Below are 19839 nucleotides of genomic sequence, written 5' to 3'. Positions count from 1 at the left end.
ATCGCTTGGCAAATCGTAACTCCGACGTTTGCTAGGGGACTGGGGATAACTTATATCAAATGGAGGTGCGCCAAATATGGCTATCACACAGGAACGTAAGAATGAACTAATTAATGAATACAAAGTTCATGAAAATGACACTGGTTCTCCAGAAGTACAAATTGCTGTACTGACTGAAGAAATCACTACTTTAAATGAACATTTGCGTTTTCATAAGAAAGATCATCATTCACGTCGTGGACTTTTACAAATGGTTGGTAAACGTCGTAATTTACTGAATTACCTACGTAATAAAGATGTTACTCGCTACCGTGAATTAATTAAAAAACTTGGCCTACGCCGATAATTCAAAAAGCAGGAGTAATCCTGCTTTTTTTATACTTATAATTTTTTTACTACATAAAATTTACATTCGGGCTTATAAACTATAAGATAAAGGTAGAATGTTTTATTGAAAGGAGTACTGCTAATGTCAGAAGAAAAACAAGTATTCTCCACAGAAATTGCCGGTAGAAAGTTTACCGTTGAAGTAGGAGAATTAGCTAAGCAAGCCAATGGAGCGTGCATGATTCATTATGGAGATACATCTGTATTGTCTGTTGCCACAGCATCAAAAGAACCAAAGGACTTACCATTTTTTCCATTAACCGTAAATTACGAAGAGCGTTTATATGCGGTAGGTAAAATTCCTGGAGGGTTTATTAAACGGGAAGGCAGGCCAAGTGAAAAAGCAGTGTTAACATCACGCTTAATTGACCGCCCAATCCGCCCATTATTTCCAGATGGTTTTAGAAATGAAGTACAAGTAATCAGTACGGTAATGAGTGTTGATCAGGATTGTCCCTCTTCAATCGCTGCTATGATTGGATCATCAATTGCACTGAGCGTTTCGGATATCCCATTTGCCGAATCTATTGCAGGGGTTAACGTAGGACGAATAAATGGTGAATTCATTATTAACCCAACAATTGAACAAGAAGAGAAAAGTGACATCGAATTAACTGTCGCTGGAACAAAAGACGCTATTAATATGGTGGAAGCTGCTGCTGACGAAGTACCGGAAGAAGTTATGCTTGAAGCCATCATGTTTGGTCATAAGGAAATTGTTCGTTTAGTGGAATTTCAAGAAAAAATTGTACAGGCAGTTGGTCGTGAAAAATCAGAAGTTAAATTAATTGAAATGAACGATGAATTGTACACTAAGATTGAAGCAGAAGTAAAAGACACACTAATCCCAGCTATTCAAGTAACCGAAAAGCATGCAAGAGAAGAAGCGATTAATAATGCAAAAAATGAAGTTCTTGAAGCATATACTGATGAAGAAGCAGATGTTATTAAACAAGTGAAGTCTATTTTGGATAAATTGGTTAAAAAAGAAGTTCGCCGTTTAATTACGAAAGAAAAAATTCGTCCAGATGGTCGTAAAAACGATGAAATACGTGCATTATCTTCTCGTATTGGCGTATTGCCAAGAACCCATGGATCAGGTTTATTCACTCGTGGACAAACTCAAGCACTCAGTATCTGTACACTAGGAGCTTTAGGTGATGTGCAAATTTTAGATGGCTTAGATTTAGAAGAGTCCAAAAAATTCATGCATCATTATAACTTCCCTCAGTACAGTGTTGGAGAAACAGGACCGATCAGAGGACCTGGCCGTCGTGAAATTGGTCATGGAGCTTTAGGAGAAAGAGCACTTGAAAAAGTAATCCCAACCGATAAGGAGTTTCCATACACTATCCGTTTAGTCTCAGAGGTGCTGGAGTCAAATGGATCTACATCACAAGCAAGTATTTGTGCTAGTACGTTAGCGATGATGGATGCAGGGGTACCTATTAAAGCGCCGGTTGCTGGAATTGCAATGGGTCTTGTAAAGTCTGGAGAGGATTATTCTATTTTAACGGACATTCAAGGAATGGAAGATGCTCTGGGAGATATGGACTTTAAAGTTGCAGGAACGGCTAAAGGAGTTACTGCATTGCAAATGGATATTAAAATTGATGGACTATCACGCAATATACTAGAAGAGGCCTTAGACCAAGCTAAAATTGGGCGAATGCAAATTCTGGAATCCATGCTTGCTACCATTAATGAACCTAAATCCGAGCTTTCTGAATATGCACCAAAAATTCTAACAATGAAAATTAACCCAGATAAAATTCGCGCTGTGATAGGCCCAAGCGGGAAACAAATTAATCAAATTATCGAAGAAACTGGTGTTAAAATTGATATTGAGCAAGATGGTGGTGTGTTTATATCATCCACAGACTCATCCATGAACGAAAAAGCGAAAAAGATAATTGAAGACCTTGTTAGAGAAGTAGAGGTTGGTCAAATGTACCTTGGTACAGTAAAACGTATTGAGAAATTTGGGGCTTTTGTAGAACTGTTTAAAGGAAAAGACGGGCTGGTTCATATTTCCGAATTAGCTGAAGAACGTACGAATAAAGTGGAAGACGCTGTTTCCATAGGCGATGAAATAATGGTAAAAGTAAAAGAAGTTGATCACCAGGGCCGTGTGAACTTGTCTCGTAAAGCGGTTTTGATAGAAGAAAAAGAAAGAAAAGAAAAGGCAAAATCCTAATAGTAATTGCAAGCAAAACAAGAAGCTGGAATACCAGTTTCTTTTTTTATTGTTTTGAAACGATAAGTTAGTACATATTTTACCAACTGCAGTAAGATTAACTGCGGTAAGTGTGGTATTACGCAGCATAGTGCTATGTGTCTTGTAACGAATAATCAAGTAGTGACAATAAATATTCTCATACCCTGTCCAGTTTATTCATATGAATAAACAAGGAGGGATTTGCATGTCGCGCTATCAAAATTTTGTTCACATTTGTGTTTTTTTAATAATAATTGGATTAGCGTTTAATACGGATTACAATCCATTTGTTACACCCAGCATAAATACATTGTCTGAAGTAGTAAAGAATGAGAATGCGCTATATAAGGAAGTTTTAGAAAGAAGTAATGATTACACAGAAGCTCCTCAAGATGCATATATTGATAGTGTATGGAAAAAAACTCCAGGGAGAAACGGATTGAAGGTTAATATAGAAAAGTCATATAAGAAAATGGAAAGCACAGGGATTTTTGATGAATCATTACTTGTTTACGAACAAACATCTCCAGAAATAACGCTAAAGGATTTGCCTGCCTCTCCTATCTACCGAGGTCACCCGGAGAAAGAAATGGTAGCATTGTTAATTAATGTTTCATGGGGGAGCGAACATATTCCCGCTATATTAAACATATTGAAAGAAAAACAGGTAAAAGCAACGTTTTTTATCGAAGGTAAGTGGGCAAGAGATAACGCTGATTACGTTAAAATGATCGATGAACAAGGACATGTGATAGGAAATCATGCCTATAATCATCCTGATATGGCAAGATTGTCGAATCAAAAAAACATAGAGCAAATCAGTCAAACCAATGAAATTATCAAGGCAATAACAGGGAAGACGCCTCTATGGTTTGCTCCTCCCAGTGGAAGCTATAATGATCATGTCGTACTTTCGGCACATAATTTAAATATGGAAACAATTCTTTGGACCGTTGATACGATTGATTGGAAGAATCCAACTGTTAATGTTATGATAAACCGAGTAAATAGTAAAATTCATCCAGGAGCTACTATCTTAATGCATCCTACGCCGTCTATTGTGGAAGGACTTTCACCATTAATAGATACAATACAGGATAACGGCTATAAAATTGGAACAATCGAAAACCTTTTAAATGAGGAGAGATAAATGGTATTTTAGTTTGAGGGAATAACTATACACGTTAATTAAAATAATAACACATTCTGCATACACATATAGGAGGAAATACCTTGATTGAGAAGCATACAAGTAATAATGGGCTACGTATTGTGCTGGAAAGCATTCCAGCAGTACGTTCAGTTACAATTGGTATCTGGGTGTTAACAGGTTCAAGAAATGAAACCGAACTGAATAACGGGATTTCACATTTTTTGGAACACATGTTCTTTAAAGGGACAAATACAAGGTCAGCTCAGGATATTGCGGAAGCATTTGACTCTATTGGCGGGCAAGTAAATGCTTTTACTTCCAAAGAATATACGTGTTTTTACGCAAAGGTTCTCGATACGCATAAAGAGTATGCACTGGAAATTCTAGCTGACATGTTTTTTAATTCATCTTTTGATGAAGAGGAAATGGAGCGCGAGAAAAAGGTAGTTTATGAAGAAATAAAAATGTATGAAGATACACCGGACGATATAGTACATGATTTACTGGCAAGAGCATCCTACGGTAACCATCCTTTAGGATATCCTATTTTAGGAACGGAAAACCAGCTGAAACTATTTAAACCGGAGACACTAAGAAATTATATTAAGCAACGTTACACACCGGAAAATGTAGTAGTATCTATAGCAGGAAATGTGGATGATTCCTTTATAGGTACGGTTGAAAATTATTTTGGCACCTACGAGTCCAGTTTTGAATCGCCTACAACCATTTCAAAGCCAGTTTTTCTAGCTGATCATATTGAAAGAAATAAAGATACAGAGCAAGCGCATCTTTGCTTAGGTTATGACGGGCTATCTATTGGTCATGAAGACATTTACAGTCTTATCATTATGAATAATGTGCTTGGAGGAACTATGAGCTCCCGATTGTTTCAGGAGGTACGAGAAAAACAAGGATTGGCTTACTCTGTGTTCTCATACCACTCCTCTTTTCTAGACAACGGATTACTTACAATATACGCAGGGACCGGTAAAGAGCAATTACCAAAATTGAGGGATACAATTAGTAAAACTGTTGAAACCTTAGTCAGAGATGGTTTAACAGAGAAGGAACTTAGAAATAGTAAAGAGCAATTAAAAGGTAACCTAATGCTAAGCCTTGAGAGCACTAGTAGTCGCATGAGCCGTAATGGAAAAAATGAATTATTGCTGCATCGTCACAGAACAATGGATGAAATGATCAAGGAAATTGACGCTGTCGACGATCAATCAATTAAAAATGTTATTGGATTATTATTTGACCAATCCTCTGCTACTGCATTAATTGCACCACAAATATCCGTGTAACCTATGTTATCAAACATAGGTTATTTTTTTTTACATATATATAGCAGTAAGACAATGAGGACGGAGGGATGGCTGTGCGCTACAAGGATATAAGTGGGAAAGAGATTGTAAACGTAACTCATGGTTCCAGGTTAGGAATACTTGGTCAGACGGATATGGAAATAAATGAAGATACTGGACAAATAGAATCTTTTATTATCCCAAATTATAAATGGTTCGGCCTGAAAAAAGAAGGAGAAGAAACGAAAATCCGATGGAGTTCTATAAGAAAAATAGGCGAAGATATGATTATGATTGACACAGATAAATTGTAAAATATGCATTACTGAAGAAAATTATATTAACTGATAATGACTTTTTAAAACGCATGGCTAGCATTGCTTTTGGGATACTAGCCTTTTTCTCTGTTTTTAACAACTACTTATCACTAACAGCCTACAGCCACATAAGCTATAAAGAAATGAATTAAGAAAATGTCTGGAGGGTGTTCACTATAATGAGTCGATTAATAGCAGTAATAGGCGGCGATGCGCGCTATCTTGAGTTAATAAGACAGTTGCAATCGCTGTCCAATACAACCATCCTTCTTGTTGGATTCGATAAACTGGAACAGGGATTCACAGGATTAAAGCAGATGGATTTCAAAGAGTTGGATCCTTCTGAACTGGATGTGGTTGTATTACCAATCACTGGAACCGACATCGAAGGACGAGTTGAGACTGTTTTCTCAGACCAGCCTATTCAAATTACAAGACAGTGGTTTAAAGAATTGAAGAAAAATGCACTTATATTTACTGGTATTACGAATGATTATCTTACTTCTGCTATACATGAAGCTAATAGTTTATTGATACCATTATTAGATCGGGATGATGTGGCTATCTACAACTCCATACCTACCGCCGAAGGGACAATCATGATGGCCATCGAACAGACAGATTATACAATTCACTCTTCACGTGTTTTTGTAGTAGGATTTGGGAGAGTAGGCAATACGGTAGCAAACAAATTCTCTGCATTGGGGGCAAAAGTATCTGTTAGTGCCAGGAGTATAAAAGACTTGGCTAGAATAACAGAAATGGGATTAAATGCTATTCCCTTAGAAGAATTGGACAGCTATACAGAAGCGTGTGACTTACTAATAAATACAATTCCTGCACCAGTAATAGATAGAAAGACTATTCAGCAGTTACCGCCCCATGCTTTGATTATAGATCTTGCATCAAAGCCTGGTGGAACCGATTTTGACTTTGCAGATCAGCGTGGGATAAAAGCAATACTGGCAAGAAGCCTACCTGGTATTGTAGCACCGAAAACTGCTGGAAAAATATTAGCAGATGTAATTAAGCAGTTGTTGAATGCTAAGTAGCTAAAAAGCGCAGGACGGGTGGGTCGGCGTTGCCGCGCAGGAGCGGCGTAGTTAGTCGATCTTCCACTGCTGCAGGAGATTCACTTAGTGTCCTTAATTTTTAAGAAGGCATGATAATAAAATTGTAGTTAGAAAGGGGATTTAAATGAGTTTACAGGGAAAGCGAATTGGTTTTGGATTGACGGGTTCCCATTGTACGTATGACCAAGTTTACCCACAATTAGAAAGGTTAATGAAAGAAGAGGCAGAAGTAGTTCCTATTGTTTCTTATACAGTTAGAAATACTAATACGAAGTTTGGGAAGGCAGAAGAACATATAGAGAAGATCGAGTCAATTACTGGTAAACGTGTCATATCAACCATGCCAGAAGCAGAGCCTCTAGGACCTGCTTCTCCACTAGACTGTATGGTAATAGCACCGTTAACGGGTAATTCGTTAAGTAAGCTGGCTAATGCGCTAACAGATTCACCAGTCTTAATGGCCGCAAAAGCAACGATGCGTAATCAAAATCCTATAGTATTAGGTATTTCCACTAACGATGCACTCGGTTTAAATGGGGTAAATTTAATGCGCTTGATGGCTAGTAAATTTATCTATTTTATTCCTTATGGTCAGGATAATCCACACGAGAAGCCAAATTCGTTGGTAGCTAATATGGATTTATTGAGTGAAACTGTACAGTCTGCACTTCAATTTAAACAACTTCAACCAATTATTATTCCGCATATCGATGAGAATATGGTAAAATGATAAATTAAGAGTATAATTACAATTATTACTGATTTTTCGAAGGGAGTCACAACAATGGCAGAAGTAAAAACATACAATGTAGCTATAGTGGGAGCAACAGGTGCTGTAGGTCAAAAGATTTTACAAATACTAGAAGATAAGGACTTTCCGATAAGAGAGTTGAAACTTTTATCATCTAAAAGATCTGCAGGAATAACGATCCCATTCAAAGACAAAACAATTACTGTGGAAGAAGCCGTTCCAGATAGTTTCGCTGGAGTGGATATTGCCTTATTTTCAGCAGGTGGCTCTGTTTCGGAGAAACTGGCACCTGAAGCTGTAAAACATGGTGCTGTGGTTATAGACAATACGAGTGCTTACCGTATGGATGAAAATGTACCGCTTGTAGTGCCAGAGGTAAACAAATCGGATATATCAAGACATCAGGGGATTATTGCGAATCCAAATTGTTCTACGATTCAAATGGTTGCAGCACTAAAGCCAATCAAAGATAAGTATGGGTTAAATCGAGTGATCGTATCGACTTATCAGGCAGTGTCAGGGGCAGGTAATGAGGCAAACAATGAACTGGCTGAGCAATCCCAACAACATTTAAATAAGGAAGTAATGACCGCTTCGTTATTACCGGTTAAGGGAGATAAAAAGCATTATCCAATCGCTTTTAATGCACTGCCTCAAATCGATATGTTTCAAGATAATGGGTATACATTTGAAGAAATGAAAATGATAAATGAAACGAAAAAAATTATGCATACACCAGATTTATCTGTTGCAGCAACTTGTGTACGACTCCCATTCTTTACCTCTCATGCAGAAAGTATTTACCTCGAGGTAGAAGATGAAGGTTTAACTGTTGCTGACTTATGGAATGTATTAGGTGATGCTGAGGGTATCATTTTAGAAGATGACCCACAAACGCAAACCTACCCAACTCCTTTAAGTGCAGCAAATAAGGAAGCAGTTTTTGTTGGACGTGTGAGGAAAGACTTGGATAATGATAAAGGATTCCATATGTGGGTAGTTTCTGATAATCTGATGAAAGGCGCAGCATTGAATACAGTGCAAATAGCGCAAGCATTAATTGAAAATGAAAAGCTATAAATTAGAGGTGATATAATGCAGATATTAGTTCAAAAATTTGGCGGAACTTCAGTCCAATCAGAGGAAAACAGAGAACATGTTATTAAGCATGTAAAAAACGCATTAATGAAAAAGTATAAACTTGTTGTCGTTGTATCTGCATTGGGAAGAAAACCAGACCCTTATGCTACTGATACCTTGCTGGGGCTGGTTGACTTTCCAGCTAATCAAAACTCTAATCGCGAACTGGATATGCTTTTGTCTTGCGGAGAAATTATTTCGGCAGTCGTTTTATCCAATGAGCTACAGAAGAAACATATAAATGCAACGACTTTAACAGGTGCACAAGCAGGTTTTGTTACAACCGAAGAATTTAACAAAGCTAAAATCAAAGAAGTAAACCCGGAACGAATTTTAAAGGAATTCGAAAAAAACGATGTAGTTGTTGTTGCAGGGTTTCAAGGGCAAACTACTACTGGTGAAATAACTACTATTGGGCGTGGAGGCAGTGATACAACCGCTGCGGCTCTAGGGGCTGCACTTCAAGCGGAACGAATTGAAATATTTACTGACGTCAATGGTATTATGACCGCTGACCCACGTGTGGTTGATTCAGCTAGACCTTTGGAGATTGTCACGTACACCGAAATTTGCAACTTAGCATACCAGGGGGCAAAAGTAATTCATCCCCGTGCTGTGGAGATTGCAATGCAGGCCAAAATACCTATGCGGATAAGATCAACTTACACAAAGGATTTGGGGACATTAATAACTACCTCAAGAGCTCAGGAATTGGGGATGGACATTAAGGAGCGCATGATTACTGGAATAGCCCATATATCATCCGTTACCCAAATCAGAGTGCAGACGAAGGAAGAAGCGCATCGATTACAGTCAGAAGTATTTAAAGCGATGGCAGAAGCCGGAATATCTGTGGATTTTATTAACATTTCGCCTACAGGAGTTGTGTACACAGTACCGGATGCTTTTTCCAAAAAAGCAGTCCGCATTTTGGAGACCCTTGGTTTTCACCCGGAAATAACAGAAAACTGTGCAAAGGTTTCGGCAGTAGGTGCAGGTATGACAGGTGTACCTGGAGTTGCTTCAAGAATAGTGCAGGCACTCACTGATGCAGATGTTCAAATATTACAATCTGCAGACAGTCATACAACCATTTGGGTACTTGTACACGATAAAGATTTAAGGTCTGCGGTAAATGCATTACATGATGTTTTCGAATTAAGTGTTATAGATACCAAAAGGTTAATAAAAACATAACCAGATTGAAAGGTGATACGCAATGAATTTTGGGCAACTACTTACAGCAATGGTAACACCATTTGATAAGAATGGTGAAATTGATTATGATCAAACTACACGATTAGTTGACCATCTGATAAATAACGGTACGGAAGGTTTAGTGGTTGCTGGTACAACCGGTGAATCACCAACATTGTCAAAAGATGAGAAAGTAAAACTATTTGAACATGTAGTTAAAGTAGTAAATAAACGTGTACCGGTTATAGCAGGTACCGGCAGTAATAATACAGCTGCCTCAATTGCTTTGACAAAAGAAGCGGAAGCGTGCGGTGTCGATGCTTTAATGTTAGTAACACCCTATTATAATAAACCGGATCAGCGTGGAATGTATGAGCATTTTTCTGCAATTGCCAAGGTAACAAGATTACCTATCATGCTATATAATATTCCTGGTCGGTCTATCGTACGGTTAAATATAGAAACTATTTTAAGATTAAGTGAGATTGAAAATATTGTTTCTGTGAAAGAAGCAACAGGTGATCTGGAGCTAGCTGCTGAAATCATCGAGAATACGAGTGATGACTTTAGTGTCTACAGTGGGGATGATAGTTTGACATTACCTCTGTTATCAATAGGAGCGGCTGGAGTTGTCTCGGTTGCTTCCCATGTAGTTGGAAATGAAATGAAAAACATGATTGAGGCATTTTACGCCGGTAATAATAGAGAGGCGGCTGCTGCGCATCGTAAACTACAACCAATTATGCATGCGTTATTTACTTCACCTTCACCTACACCAGTAAAAGCAGCTCTTCAGATGAATGGAATGGATACTGGTGGTGTACGTTTACCACTTGTTGAACTTACTGAAGAAGAAGAAAATAAGCTTGGAAAATTATTGGGAAAATAAAGAATCGGCTTTTTTGGCCGATTCTTTATTTTTATCCCAGTATTTCTCGCATGTTACCTTCGATTTACGTTCATACTACTTATAGAATGAAGCAACAGGAAAAGGAGTGCTCGTAAATGAATAAAGATACGGAGAAAAAAGAAGATCAGAACCAAGAAGGCAAACAAAACCCATCTGCTTTAGTGCAAAAAATTCAACAGCTTGGTCAGTCCAATATACCACAAGCCCCAGATTCAAATATTCACGTACTAACAATTATTGGACAAGTAGAAGGACATGTGCAATTACCTCCACAAAATAAAACAACAAAATATGAACATTTGCTTCCTCAGCTAATAGCTATAGAACAAAATCCAAAAATCGAAGGTCTTATTATTTTACTTAATACAGTAGGGGGAGACGTAGAGGCAGGTCTCGCTTTGGCGGAAATGATAGCATCTATTTCTAAGCCGACAGTTTCTATTGTCTTAGGTGGTGGTCACTCAATCGGAGTACCAATCGCGGTTGCGACAGATTATTCTTTTATCGTTCCAAGTGCTACAATGACCATCCACCCTGTACGTTTAACAGGCTTAGTAATTGGAGTGCCACAAACGTTTGAGTATCTGGATAAAATGCAGGATAGGGTAATTGACTTTGTCGTAAACCATTCTAATATTAAAGAAGAAAAATTTAAAGATCTAATGTTTGCCAAAGGGAATTTAACAAGGGATATTGGAACAAATGTAGTAGGACCCGATGCCGTTGAATATGGATTGATTGATGGGGTTGGAGGAGTTAAAGAGGCAATGAAGAAGGTAAATGATTTAATAGGAAATGATAATAATGAAGAAAGCCAGGTGATCCAATGATATTATATACACCCTTATCTGAAGCAGACATTTTCCCGCAATCAACTGACTCACTGACAAATAGACAGTGTGTAACTTATAATGGGCGAACAATGTACGTAGAACAGACATCGGATGGATCCTATCAGCTGTTACAGCTGATATCAACTGATCCTAAAGATTTTTTAGACGATACGTATTTACCTGGAACAATTTTGAACTAAAGAGAAATACCCTAACGTATTATCCTTTTTATGATATAATAAGTTCAACTGTATTGAATTGGAAACCCTTGCCTTTTTAACGGCAGGGGTTTACTATTCATGTATACTTGGCAATACAATCGAGGTGGAAAAAATGGCAAAAAAAAGAAGGAAAAAAAGCAAAAATAAACTAAAAAAACAGCTTAAGTTTGAATTATTAGGCTTATTATTTATATTTCTGGCTATATTTGGTAGTGGAGCCAGTGCTATTAGTGATGGTGCAATACCGGGTGGATTAGAACATATATTTCGCTTTTTCTTAGGAATATGGTATTTTACTGCTTCTTTGTTTCTACTTATTACTGGTCTCATTCTATTAGTTAAAAGACGTTATCCAGATTTTTTAAATAGAAAGATAGTCGGTTTCTATATTGCATTTGTTGGTGTGCTACTATTGACACATATTCAAACATTTGAGCGCTTCCTGGTTTCCTCTGATATATCCATCATTGGAGCTACATGGGATAACTTCTTTTTTTACCTAGATGGACAAGCAACGGCTGTTCAACTGGGCGGTGGAATGATCGGAGCACTTATTTTTACTTTTTGTTATTATTTATTTTCCTTAGTAGGTGCAAAGATTGTTGCAGTCTTTTCTATTATGATAGGATTTGTATTTATGACAGAACTCTCTTTAGGGGATGTGTTTTCCAAGATTGGCAAAAGAACAGCCAATTCTATTAATAAGCTTATTACGCGATGGAAGAGAGCTAGAATTGAAAAAGCCAACAATAGGGTAGAAGTAGATCATCAGCTGAGTGAATCTAGTGACAAAGAGCCTGCGCATGAAGAGCCTGTTATCCAAGACTTTACCGATATTGCCTATTCATCAACCGGTAAGCCTGAGGAAGAAGCACTTGTTACTACTCCCTCCTCTGATTCGGAAGAAGAAAGTGACTCGATAAATACAATGCCTATGATAGAAACTGAGAACTATGAATATGTGTTGCCTTCTCCTGATCTATTAGAAGAACCGGCCCATAATTCACAGCAACATGAAAAGTCACAGATTCAAGCAACCGTGAAAAAACTGGAAAAAACTTTTAATAGTTTTGGTGTGAAAGCCAGGGTTACCAAAGTACATGTCGGACCAGCGGTTACGAAGTATGAAGTGTACCCGGAAGCTGGTGTTAAAGTTAGTAAAATAGTCAGTTTGCATGATGATTTGGCTCTAGCATTAGCTGCAAAAGACATTCGTATAGAAGCACCAATTCCAGGTAAATCTGCTGTGGGTATTGAAGTTCCAAATCAGGAAACTGCCATGGTATCATTACGTGAAGTATTGGATAACACGATGAATAGACCATCTTCTAAACTATTATTTGCCCTGGGCAGAGACATTTCAGGGGATGCAATTGTTGCCGAGCTTAATAAGATGCCACATTTACTTATTGCAGGCGCAACGGGTAGCGGTAAGAGTGTGTGTGTAAATGGAATAATAACAACTATCTTAATGCGTACAAAACCTCATGAAGTAAAGATGATGATGATTGATCCAAAGAAGGTCGAATTAAATGTATATAATGGCATACCACATTTGCTCGCACCTGTTGTAACTGACCCTAAGAAAGCATCAAGGGCATTAAAAAAAGTTGTTTCTGAAATGGAAAGAAGATATGAACTATTTTCAGATACAGGTACACGTAATATTGAAGGGTATAATGAATATATTCGAAAATATAATCAGACCACAGAAGAAGCACAGCCTAATCTGCCATATATTGTTGTTATCGTAGATGAGTTAGCTGATTTAATGATGGTCGCATCCAATGATGTTGAAGATGCTATTACTAGATTGGCACAAATGGCGCGTGCAGCCGGAATTCATCTAATTATAGCTACACAGCGCCCTTCAGTTGATGTAATAACAGGGGTTATAAAAGCAAATATACCTTCCAGAATAGCTTTCAGCGTTTCATCCCAAATAGATTCAAGAACAATTTTAGATTCTGGTGGTGCTGAGAAGTTACTGGGACGTGGTGACATGCTTTTCCTTCCTGTAGGTTCTTCTAAGCCAACACGTGTACAAGGGGCTTTTTTAACGGATGAAGAAGTAGAACGGGTTGTTGACCACTGTATTGAACAGCAAAAAGCTTCCTATCAAGAAGAAATGATACCTGAAGATACGAATGAAATAAATGAAGAAGTGGATGATGAACTATATAATGACGCTGTACAACTAATCACCGAAATGCAGAGTGCAAGTGTTTCGATGCTGCAACGAAGGTTTCGGATAGGATATACGCGTGCAGCCCGATTAATCGATGCGATGGAAGATCGCGGTATTGTGGGGCCATACGAGGGAAGTAAACCAAGAACAGTACTAGTTACTCTGCCTACCGAAGAAAGAACTTCTTAATTTATAAGAAAGACAGTATATACTTATTAGGATATACTGTCTTTTGCTTTTATTTGTATTTAAATTTTGTCTAATTATGTACTAATCTGGAAGTGTTTTTGAGGAAATTGTCCTATATCTATTTATTTATTTTAAAAAAGATGGTATATTTGTGATGACCTAAAGTGTCATACGTCAGAGGTCAGATCTCTTGCGTGGAAATATATTTATATAGGTAAAAGGGGGACTCTTCATGTCTATTAAAATAGATGCAAGGCATTTATATTTACAGGTTATAGATGAAATTAAGCGAGATATTGAAAACGGTAAATATAAAGAGAAGCAAAAGCTGCCTTCTGAATTTGAATTGTCCAAGCTACTTGGAGTTTCACGTGCTACTTTAAGAGAGGCACTGCGGATTTTAGAGGAAGATAATGTTGTAACCAGAAGGCATGGAGTAGGCACATTTGTGACCCCTAAACCCATCTTTTCTTCCGGGATTGAGCAGCTGAGCAGCGTGACCTCAATGATTGAACAATCAGGAAAAAAGGCAGGTTCAAACTATTTAACTACAGAATTTATTGAGCCGACAGACGAAGAAGTAAAAAGATTCGCCCCTGCAAAGGTACATAAATTAGTAAAAATTGAACGCGTTCGGACAGCTGACAATGTTCCCGTAGTATTTTGTATTGATAAAGCACCTATGGATTTAATTCCTTTGGATCGAGTTCACAAAGAAGATTCATTATTTAAATTAATGGAAGCGCATGCGAATAAGCGCATTGCTTATGCTGTAACCTATATTGAACCTATTGGATACCATGATCGAATTTATGATATTCTAAATTGCGATCCAGAACAGTCGTTATTGTTGCTGAAACAAATGCATTACACCATTGAGGATGAAGCTGTTCTCTATTCAGCCAATTACTTTCGTTCCGAGGTCTTCAGTTTTCATGTTTTAAGGAAACGAATGTAAGGGTTCCCATGAAACTTTATTGTTATTTTCCACTTTTGGGAGGTGATCGCAGGTAGTTGGCAGACAAGTCGTAAGCCATAAATGAAGTCGTTTTATTATATTTCAAAATAGGGGGTATTTAGATTGAAAAATCGTAAATTTATTTTATTATTTGCTTTATTACTAACACTTGGAATTGTCTTAGCAGCCTGTGGCGGTGGTTCAGATGATACTGATGACAATGGAGAAACAGATGATAATGCAGCAAGTGAAGGGGAAGAATCAGGGTACACTGTAGCTATGGTTACAGATGAAGGTGGAGTGGATGATAAGTCATTCAACCAATCAGCATGGGAAGGGTTACAAGCTTGGGGAGAAGAACATGATCTTTCTAAAGCAGATGGATTTGACTATGCTCAATCTGATGATGAATCAGACTATTTACCAAACATGACTAGACTTGTACGTAATGATTATGACCTGGTTTTTGGAATCGGTTTCTTATTGGAAGATGCAATTACTCAAATAGCAGAACAAAATCCTGATAAAGATTTTGCTATCGTAGATACTGTTGTAGATGTACCAAACGTAGCTAGCATTACATTCGCTGAACATGAAGGGTCTTTCTTAGCTGGTGTAGCTGCAGCTATGAAGTCAAAAACTGAGAGATTAGGATTTGTCGGTGGCGTTGATTCAGATCTAATCAACAAATTCGAATCCGGATTTATTGCAGGTGCTAAATCAGTAAACCCTGCTATTGTAGTAGATACTCAATACGTAGGTAACTTTAGTTCAGCCGCAGATGGAAAACTAATTGCAACTCGTATGTATAATGATGGCGCAGATATTATTTATCATGCTGCTGGAGCCGCCGGTAATGGAGTATTTGCTCAAGCAAAAGACATCAAGCAAAACGATCCTGACCGTGAAGTATGGGTAGTGGGCGTTGACCGTGACCAACATGATGAAGGTCAAATTGGCGATAATAATGTAACACTAACTTCCATGGTTAAGCGTGTTGACACATCTGTGCAGGAAGTAAGTAATATGGGACTGAATGGAGAGTTTCCTGGTGGAGAGATAGTTGAATTTGGATTAACGGATGATGGTGTTTCAATTGCAACTACAAATGAAGATGCACTAACTGAAGAGATCCTGTCCACTGTTAATGATTGGAAAGAAAGAATTATTAATGGAGATATAGATGTACCTAAAACACATGAAGAATTAGATGCATTTGTAGATTCACTATAAATAAAGAATGATGAAAAGGCTGGTGTGGCCAGCCTTTTTCATTCTTATAAACTAGAAGCAGAAAAATCTCCAACTGAAGAGTCTCTTTATTTCCGGCCCTCTTCATTTGGCGATTTTTCATAACATCAGGAAACATACAGTCATCTTTTTATTAAAGGAGTGTCTATAGATATGGATTATGTAATTGAAATGTTAAACATACGCAAGGAATTTCCTGGAATTGTTGCAAATGATAATATAACAATTCAAGTGAAAAAAGGGGAAATACATGCGTTATTAGGTGAAAACGGTGCTGGAAAATCTACATTGATGAATGTTCTTTTCGGCTTATATCAGCCAGAAAAAGGAGAAATACGTGTTAAAGGTGATAAAGTAAACATAACGGATCCAAATGCTGCAAATGACTTGGGTATCGGGATGGTTCACCAGCACTTTATGCTAGTGGAACCATTTACAGTAACACAAAATATCATTCTCGGTAGTGAACCTACCAAAAAAGGAAGAATTGATATTAAAAAGGCAGAAAAAGAAGTTCAGGAATTATCTGATAAATATGGACTTCGAGTAGATGCTAGTGCTAAAATCAGTGATATTTCTGTAGGCATGCAACAACGCGTTGAGATTTTGAAAACGTTGTATAGGGGTGCGGAAGTATTAATATTAGATGAACCAACTGCAGTATTAACTCCACAGGAAATCAACGAGCTTATGGAAATTATGAACTCGTTAATTGCAGAAGGAAAATCTATTATTCTTATAACGCATAAATTGAAAGAAATTATGAAGGCATGTGACCGCTGCACAGTCATCCGCAAAGGAAAGGGCATTGGTACGGTAGAAATATCAGAAACTACAGTAACGGAATTAGCCTCCTTAATGGTAGGAAGAGACGTAAACTTTAATACAGAGAAAACACCGGCGGAACCGAAGCACACAGTTCTTAAAATAGAAAATCTCGTTGTAAAAGATACAAGAAAGGTAGATATGGTAAAAGGTTTAAATCTCGATTTGCGTGCTGGTGAGATTCTTGGTATTGCAGGGATAGATGGGAATGGACAATCTGAATTAATTGAAGCTATCACGGGCTTAACGAAAACGGATTCCGGCACCATCAAATTAAATGATAAAAATATTACAAATCTTGCACCTCGTAAAGTTACAGAAAGCGGTGTAGGTCATATTCCGCAGGACAGACATAAATTTGGTTTGGTTTTAGATTTCCCGATAGGTGAAAATATGGTCCTACAAACGTATTATCAAAAACCACAATCGAAAAATAAGGTGCTTAATTATAAAGAGATCTATCAAAAAGCGTCTAAATTGATTGATGAATATGACGTCAGGACACCAGGTGTTCTGACAAAAGCACGATCGCTTTCTGGTGGAAATCAACAAAAAGCCATTATAGCAAGGGAAGTTGACCGCTCTCCGGATCTATTAATTGCTGCACAACCAACAAGGGGATTAGATGTTGGTGCTATCGAATTTATTCACAACAAATTAATAGAAGAGCGTGATAGTGGCAAGGCAGTATTGCTGATTTCTTTTGAATTAGATGAAATTTTGGATATCAGTGATCGAATTGCTGTTATTTTTGACGGTAAGATTGTTGCTGATATCAAACCTGAAGATACGGATGAAAAGGAATTAGGTTTATTAATGGCTGGTAGCAAGAAAGAAAAGGCAGGTGGAGAGTAATGACTTCAAATAAGATGTTTAATATACTGGTTCCACTGATCTCTGTCTTTATTGGACTATTTGCTGGGGCAATTATTATGCTTGTTTTTGGTTATAATCCCATAGATGGGTATGCAGCTCTCTGGGAAGGGGCTTTTGGTGATTTATATTTCTTTGGTGAGACGATGCGCCAGGTAACTCCATATATACTAACAGGTCTTGCGGTAGCGTTTGCTTTTCGTGCTGGTTTGTTCAATATTGGAGCAGAAGGTCAAGTAATTGTGGGTTGGCTGGCAGCTGTATGGATTGGAATTACGGTAGATACACCAATGTATATTCATTTGCCATTAGCAATAATAGTTGCAGGATTAGCTGGTGCAATCTGGGGATTCATTCCGGGTATTTTAAAAGCAAGATTGGGTGTACATGAAGTTATTGTAACTATTATGCTAAACTACGTAGCTTTGTATAGTGCAAACGCAATTATTAGAGGAGTTTTGTCTGACAGCAAGGATAAAACTGAAAAGATTGCAGCTACCGCTTCTTTATCGTCAGATTGGATGCAAGGTTTAACTTATTTCTCACGTCTTCATTATGGTATTTTTATAGCTTTATTCGCAGCAGTAATTATGTGGTTCATTATAGAGCGTACTACAGTTGGGTACGAACTAAAATCAGTAGGATTCAATAGGCATGCTTCTAAATACGCGGGTATGAATGTTAAAAGGAATATCATTTTAGCCATGGTTATTTCCGGCGTATTTGCAGGACTTGCAGGCTCCATGGAAGGATTAGGAACATATGGTGGCATGTCTGTGAGCTCTGGCTTCACTAATTTAGGTTTTGATGGTATTGCTGTTGCGCTTCTAGGTGCAAATACAGCTATTGGTGTTGTTCTTGCAGCATTTCTCTTTGGGACTTTAAAAGTAGGGGCATTAAATATGCCTACCGAAGCTGGTGTACCAAATGAGTTAGTAGATATTATAATTGCACTAATTATATTCTCCGTTGCATCGAGTTATATCATTCGTTGGACAATACTTCGCTTTAAAAAGGAGGAGAAATAAATGGGATTTATTGATCTGTTACAATCGATTATTCCACCAGCCCTTTTCTTTTCGGCACCTTTAATCTTTACAGCGTTAGGCGGAGTATTCAGTGAGCGATCTGGAGTTGTAAACATTGGTTTAGAAGGGCTTATGGTCATGGGGGCATTTGTCGGTATTGTATTTAACCTTACATTTTCTGACGTATTTGGCATATGGACTCCATGGGTGTCCATTCTGGTTGCTATGCTTGTCTCAGCTATATTCGCTATAATTCATGCAATAGCTGCCGTATCATTTCGAGCTGATCAGGTAGTAAGTGGGGTAGCAATTAACTTTTTGGCACTTGGATTAGGTGTTTTCCTGACAAAACAATGGTATGGAAAAGGACAAACAGATATGGTTACACAACCATTCTACACAACAGATATTCGCTTTCTGTCAGACATACCTGTTATTGGGAGGATATTTTTCCAAAATATCTATTTAACTTCCTACCTTGCAATCATCTTGGCATTTGTAGCATGGTACGTGCTTTATAAAACCCCATTTGGGCTTCGTCTGCGAGCAGTTGGAGAGCACCCTATGGCAGCAGATACAAATGGAATTAATGTATATAGAATGCGTTATATAGCAGTTATTATCTCGGGAGCAATGGGTGGCTTGGGTGGTTCCGTATTTGCACTTACCATTGCTATGAACTTCTCGCATGCGACGATTGTTGGCCAGGGCTTTATGGCTTTAGCAGCAGTCATATTTGGAAAATGGCATCCTTTAGGTGCTATGGGAGCTGCGTTATTCTTTGGTTTTGCACAGAGCTTAAGTGTTATAGGTGGTGGCATTCCGCTTCTTGCTGATGTACCACAGGTATTTTTATTAATTGCTCCATATGTATTAACCATACTTGCTTTAGCTGGCTTCATCGGCCGCGCAGAAGCTCCTAAAGCAAATGGTGTACCATATATTAAAGGTAGCAGATAAATGCAAATATATACTGACTTGTTACGAAAACGTAGCAAGTCAGTTTTTTTTGATCTATAA

At 37.8% G+C, this 19839-nt stretch carries 18 protein-coding genes; all 18 read left to right on the top strand.

Annotation, left to right across the window (positions count from 1 at the left end; genetic code table 11):
- Positions 1–76: 76 nt before the first annotated feature.
- The 18 genes from rpsO to QGM71_RS03855 all read left to right on the top strand — a co-directional run bounded on the left by rpsO (position 77) and on the right by QGM71_RS03855 (position 19779).
- Positions 77–346, top strand: coding sequence for a 30S ribosomal protein S15 (gene rpsO / locus QGM71_RS03940; protein ID WP_327606202.1), 270 nt, complete (start codon positions 77–79; stop codon positions 344–346).
- 123 nt (positions 347–469) lie between these two features.
- Complete coding sequence (gene pnp / locus QGM71_RS03935) at positions 470–2584, top strand: polyribonucleotide nucleotidyltransferase (RefSeq protein ID WP_327606201.1); 2115 nt, start codon at positions 470–472, stop codon at positions 2582–2584.
- 226 nt (positions 2585–2810) lie between these two features.
- Positions 2811–3755 carry a polysaccharide deacetylase family protein gene (locus tag QGM71_RS03930; protein WP_327606200.1) on the top strand — a complete coding sequence of 315 codons (945 nt, stop codon included), beginning with the start codon at positions 2811–2813 and terminating at the stop codon, positions 3753–3755.
- An 83-nt stretch (positions 3756–3838) separates the two neighbouring features.
- Complete coding sequence (locus tag QGM71_RS03925; protein WP_327606199.1) at positions 3839–5065, top strand: M16 family metallopeptidase; 1227 nt, start codon at positions 3839–3841, stop codon at positions 5063–5065.
- Between the two features lie 68 nt (positions 5066–5133).
- Positions 5134–5379 carry a YlmC/YmxH family sporulation protein gene (locus QGM71_RS03920; protein ID WP_407702985.1) on the top strand — a complete coding sequence of 82 codons (246 nt, stop codon included), beginning with the start codon at positions 5134–5136 and terminating at the stop codon, positions 5377–5379.
- A gap of 182 nt (positions 5380–5561) precedes the next feature.
- Positions 5562–6434, top strand: a complete 873-nt coding sequence (gene dpaA / locus QGM71_RS03915; protein ID WP_327606198.1) for a dipicolinic acid synthetase subunit A — start codon at positions 5562–5564, stop codon at positions 6432–6434.
- A gap of 145 nt (positions 6435–6579) precedes the next feature.
- Positions 6580–7185 (top strand): dipicolinate synthase subunit B, encoded by a 606-nt coding sequence (gene dpaB, locus QGM71_RS03910; protein ID WP_327606197.1) that lies wholly within the window; start codon positions 6580–6582, stop codon positions 7183–7185.
- 54 nt (positions 7186–7239) lie between these two features.
- Positions 7240–8286: an aspartate-semialdehyde dehydrogenase gene (gene asd / locus QGM71_RS03905; protein ID WP_327606196.1), complete on the top strand. Its 1047-nt coding sequence runs from the start codon at positions 7240–7242 to the stop codon at positions 8284–8286.
- Between the two features lie 15 nt (positions 8287–8301).
- Entirely contained in the window at positions 8302–9543 is a 1242-nt protein-coding gene (gene dapG / locus QGM71_RS03900; protein ID WP_327606195.1) for an aspartate kinase, read from the top strand.
- 22 nt (positions 9544–9565) lie between these two features.
- A complete protein-coding gene (gene dapA, locus QGM71_RS03895) occupies positions 9566–10432 on the top strand; it encodes a 4-hydroxy-tetrahydrodipicolinate synthase (RefSeq protein ID WP_327606194.1) in 867 nt (288 codons plus the stop codon).
- Between the two features lie 116 nt (positions 10433–10548).
- A complete protein-coding gene (locus tag QGM71_RS03890; RefSeq protein WP_327606193.1) occupies positions 10549–11283 on the top strand; it encodes a ClpP family protease in 735 nt (244 codons plus the stop codon).
- Positions 11280–11486 (top strand): YlzJ-like family protein, encoded by a 207-nt coding sequence (locus tag QGM71_RS03885; protein ID WP_327606192.1) that lies wholly within the window; start codon positions 11280–11282, stop codon positions 11484–11486. The genes QGM71_RS03890 and QGM71_RS03885 overlap by 4 nt, the downstream gene beginning before the upstream one ends.
- A gap of 133 nt (positions 11487–11619) precedes the next feature.
- Positions 11620–13884, top strand: a complete 2265-nt coding sequence (locus QGM71_RS03880; protein ID WP_327606191.1) for an FtsK/SpoIIIE family DNA translocase — start codon at positions 11620–11622, stop codon at positions 13882–13884.
- Between the two features lie 232 nt (positions 13885–14116).
- Positions 14117–14842, top strand: coding sequence for a GntR family transcriptional regulator (locus QGM71_RS03875; RefSeq protein ID WP_327606190.1), 726 nt, complete (start codon positions 14117–14119; stop codon positions 14840–14842).
- Between the two features lie 123 nt (positions 14843–14965).
- The gene (locus QGM71_RS03870; protein WP_327606189.1) at positions 14966–16075 is read left to right on the top strand and encodes a BMP family lipoprotein; all 1110 of its coding nucleotides are present in this window, start codon (positions 14966–14968) and stop codon (positions 16073–16075) included.
- Positions 16076–16246: 171 nt separating this feature from the next.
- Positions 16247–17773: an ABC transporter ATP-binding protein gene (locus QGM71_RS03865; RefSeq protein ID WP_327606188.1), complete on the top strand. Its 1527-nt coding sequence runs from the start codon at positions 16247–16249 to the stop codon at positions 17771–17773.
- Positions 17773–18819 carry an ABC transporter permease gene (locus tag QGM71_RS03860; RefSeq protein WP_327606187.1) on the top strand — a complete coding sequence of 349 codons (1047 nt, stop codon included), beginning with the start codon at positions 17773–17775 and terminating at the stop codon, positions 18817–18819. Before QGM71_RS03865 ends, QGM71_RS03860 begins: the two co-directional genes overlap by 1 nt.
- Positions 18820–19779 carry an ABC transporter permease gene (locus tag QGM71_RS03855; protein ID WP_327606186.1) on the top strand — a complete coding sequence of 320 codons (960 nt, stop codon included), beginning with the start codon at positions 18820–18822 and terminating at the stop codon, positions 19777–19779.
- Positions 19780–19839 lie beyond the last annotated feature (60 nt).

The organism is Virgibacillus tibetensis (assembly GCF_036026595.1).
GTDB lineage: Bacteria > Bacillota > Bacilli > Bacillales > Amphibacillaceae > Virgibacillus_P > Virgibacillus_P tibetensis.
The sequence above is the reverse complement of the archived record's forward strand: the minus strand, read 5'-3'. Positions and strand labels throughout refer to the sequence as shown.

Bases quoted from the DNA above. Each gene is read 5' to 3' on its own strand.
- dpaB (WP_327606197.1), top strand. From the start codon at position 6,580: ATGAGTTTACAGGGAAAGCGAATTGGTTTTGGATTGACGGGTTCCCAT.
- QGM71_RS03880 (WP_327606191.1), top strand. From the start codon at position 11,620: ATGGCAAAAAAAAGAAGGAAAAAAAGCAAAAATAAACTAAAAAAACAG.
- QGM71_RS03885 (WP_327606192.1), top strand. From the start codon at position 11,280: ATGATATTATATACACCCTTATCTGAAGCAGACATTTTCCCGCAATCA.
- QGM71_RS03865 (WP_327606188.1), top strand. From the start codon at position 16,247: ATGGATTATGTAATTGAAATGTTAAACATACGCAAGGAATTTCCTGGA.
- QGM71_RS03890 (WP_327606193.1), top strand. From the start codon at position 10,549: ATGAATAAAGATACGGAGAAAAAAGAAGATCAGAACCAAGAAGGCAAA.
- pnp (WP_327606201.1), top strand. From the start codon at position 470: ATGTCAGAAGAAAAACAAGTATTCTCCACAGAAATTGCCGGTAGAAAG.
- dpaA (WP_327606198.1), top strand. From the start codon at position 5,562: ATGAGTCGATTAATAGCAGTAATAGGCGGCGATGCGCGCTATCTTGAG.
- dapA (WP_327606194.1), top strand. From the start codon at position 9,566: ATGAATTTTGGGCAACTACTTACAGCAATGGTAACACCATTTGATAAG.
- QGM71_RS03920 (WP_407702985.1), top strand. From the start codon at position 5,134: ATGGCTGTGCGCTACAAGGATATAAGTGGGAAAGAGATTGTAAACGTA.
- QGM71_RS03930 (WP_327606200.1), top strand. From the start codon at position 2,811: ATGTCGCGCTATCAAAATTTTGTTCACATTTGTGTTTTTTTAATAATA.
- QGM71_RS03855 (WP_327606186.1), top strand. From the start codon at position 18,820: ATGGGATTTATTGATCTGTTACAATCGATTATTCCACCAGCCCTTTTC.
- rpsO (WP_327606202.1), top strand. From the start codon at position 77: ATGGCTATCACACAGGAACGTAAGAATGAACTAATTAATGAATACAAA.
- QGM71_RS03875 (WP_327606190.1), top strand. From the start codon at position 14,117: ATGTCTATTAAAATAGATGCAAGGCATTTATATTTACAGGTTATAGAT.
- QGM71_RS03860 (WP_327606187.1), top strand. From the start codon at position 17,773: ATGACTTCAAATAAGATGTTTAATATACTGGTTCCACTGATCTCTGTC.
- asd (WP_327606196.1), top strand. From the start codon at position 7,240: ATGGCAGAAGTAAAAACATACAATGTAGCTATAGTGGGAGCAACAGGT.
- dapG (WP_327606195.1), top strand. From the start codon at position 8,302: ATGCAGATATTAGTTCAAAAATTTGGCGGAACTTCAGTCCAATCAGAG.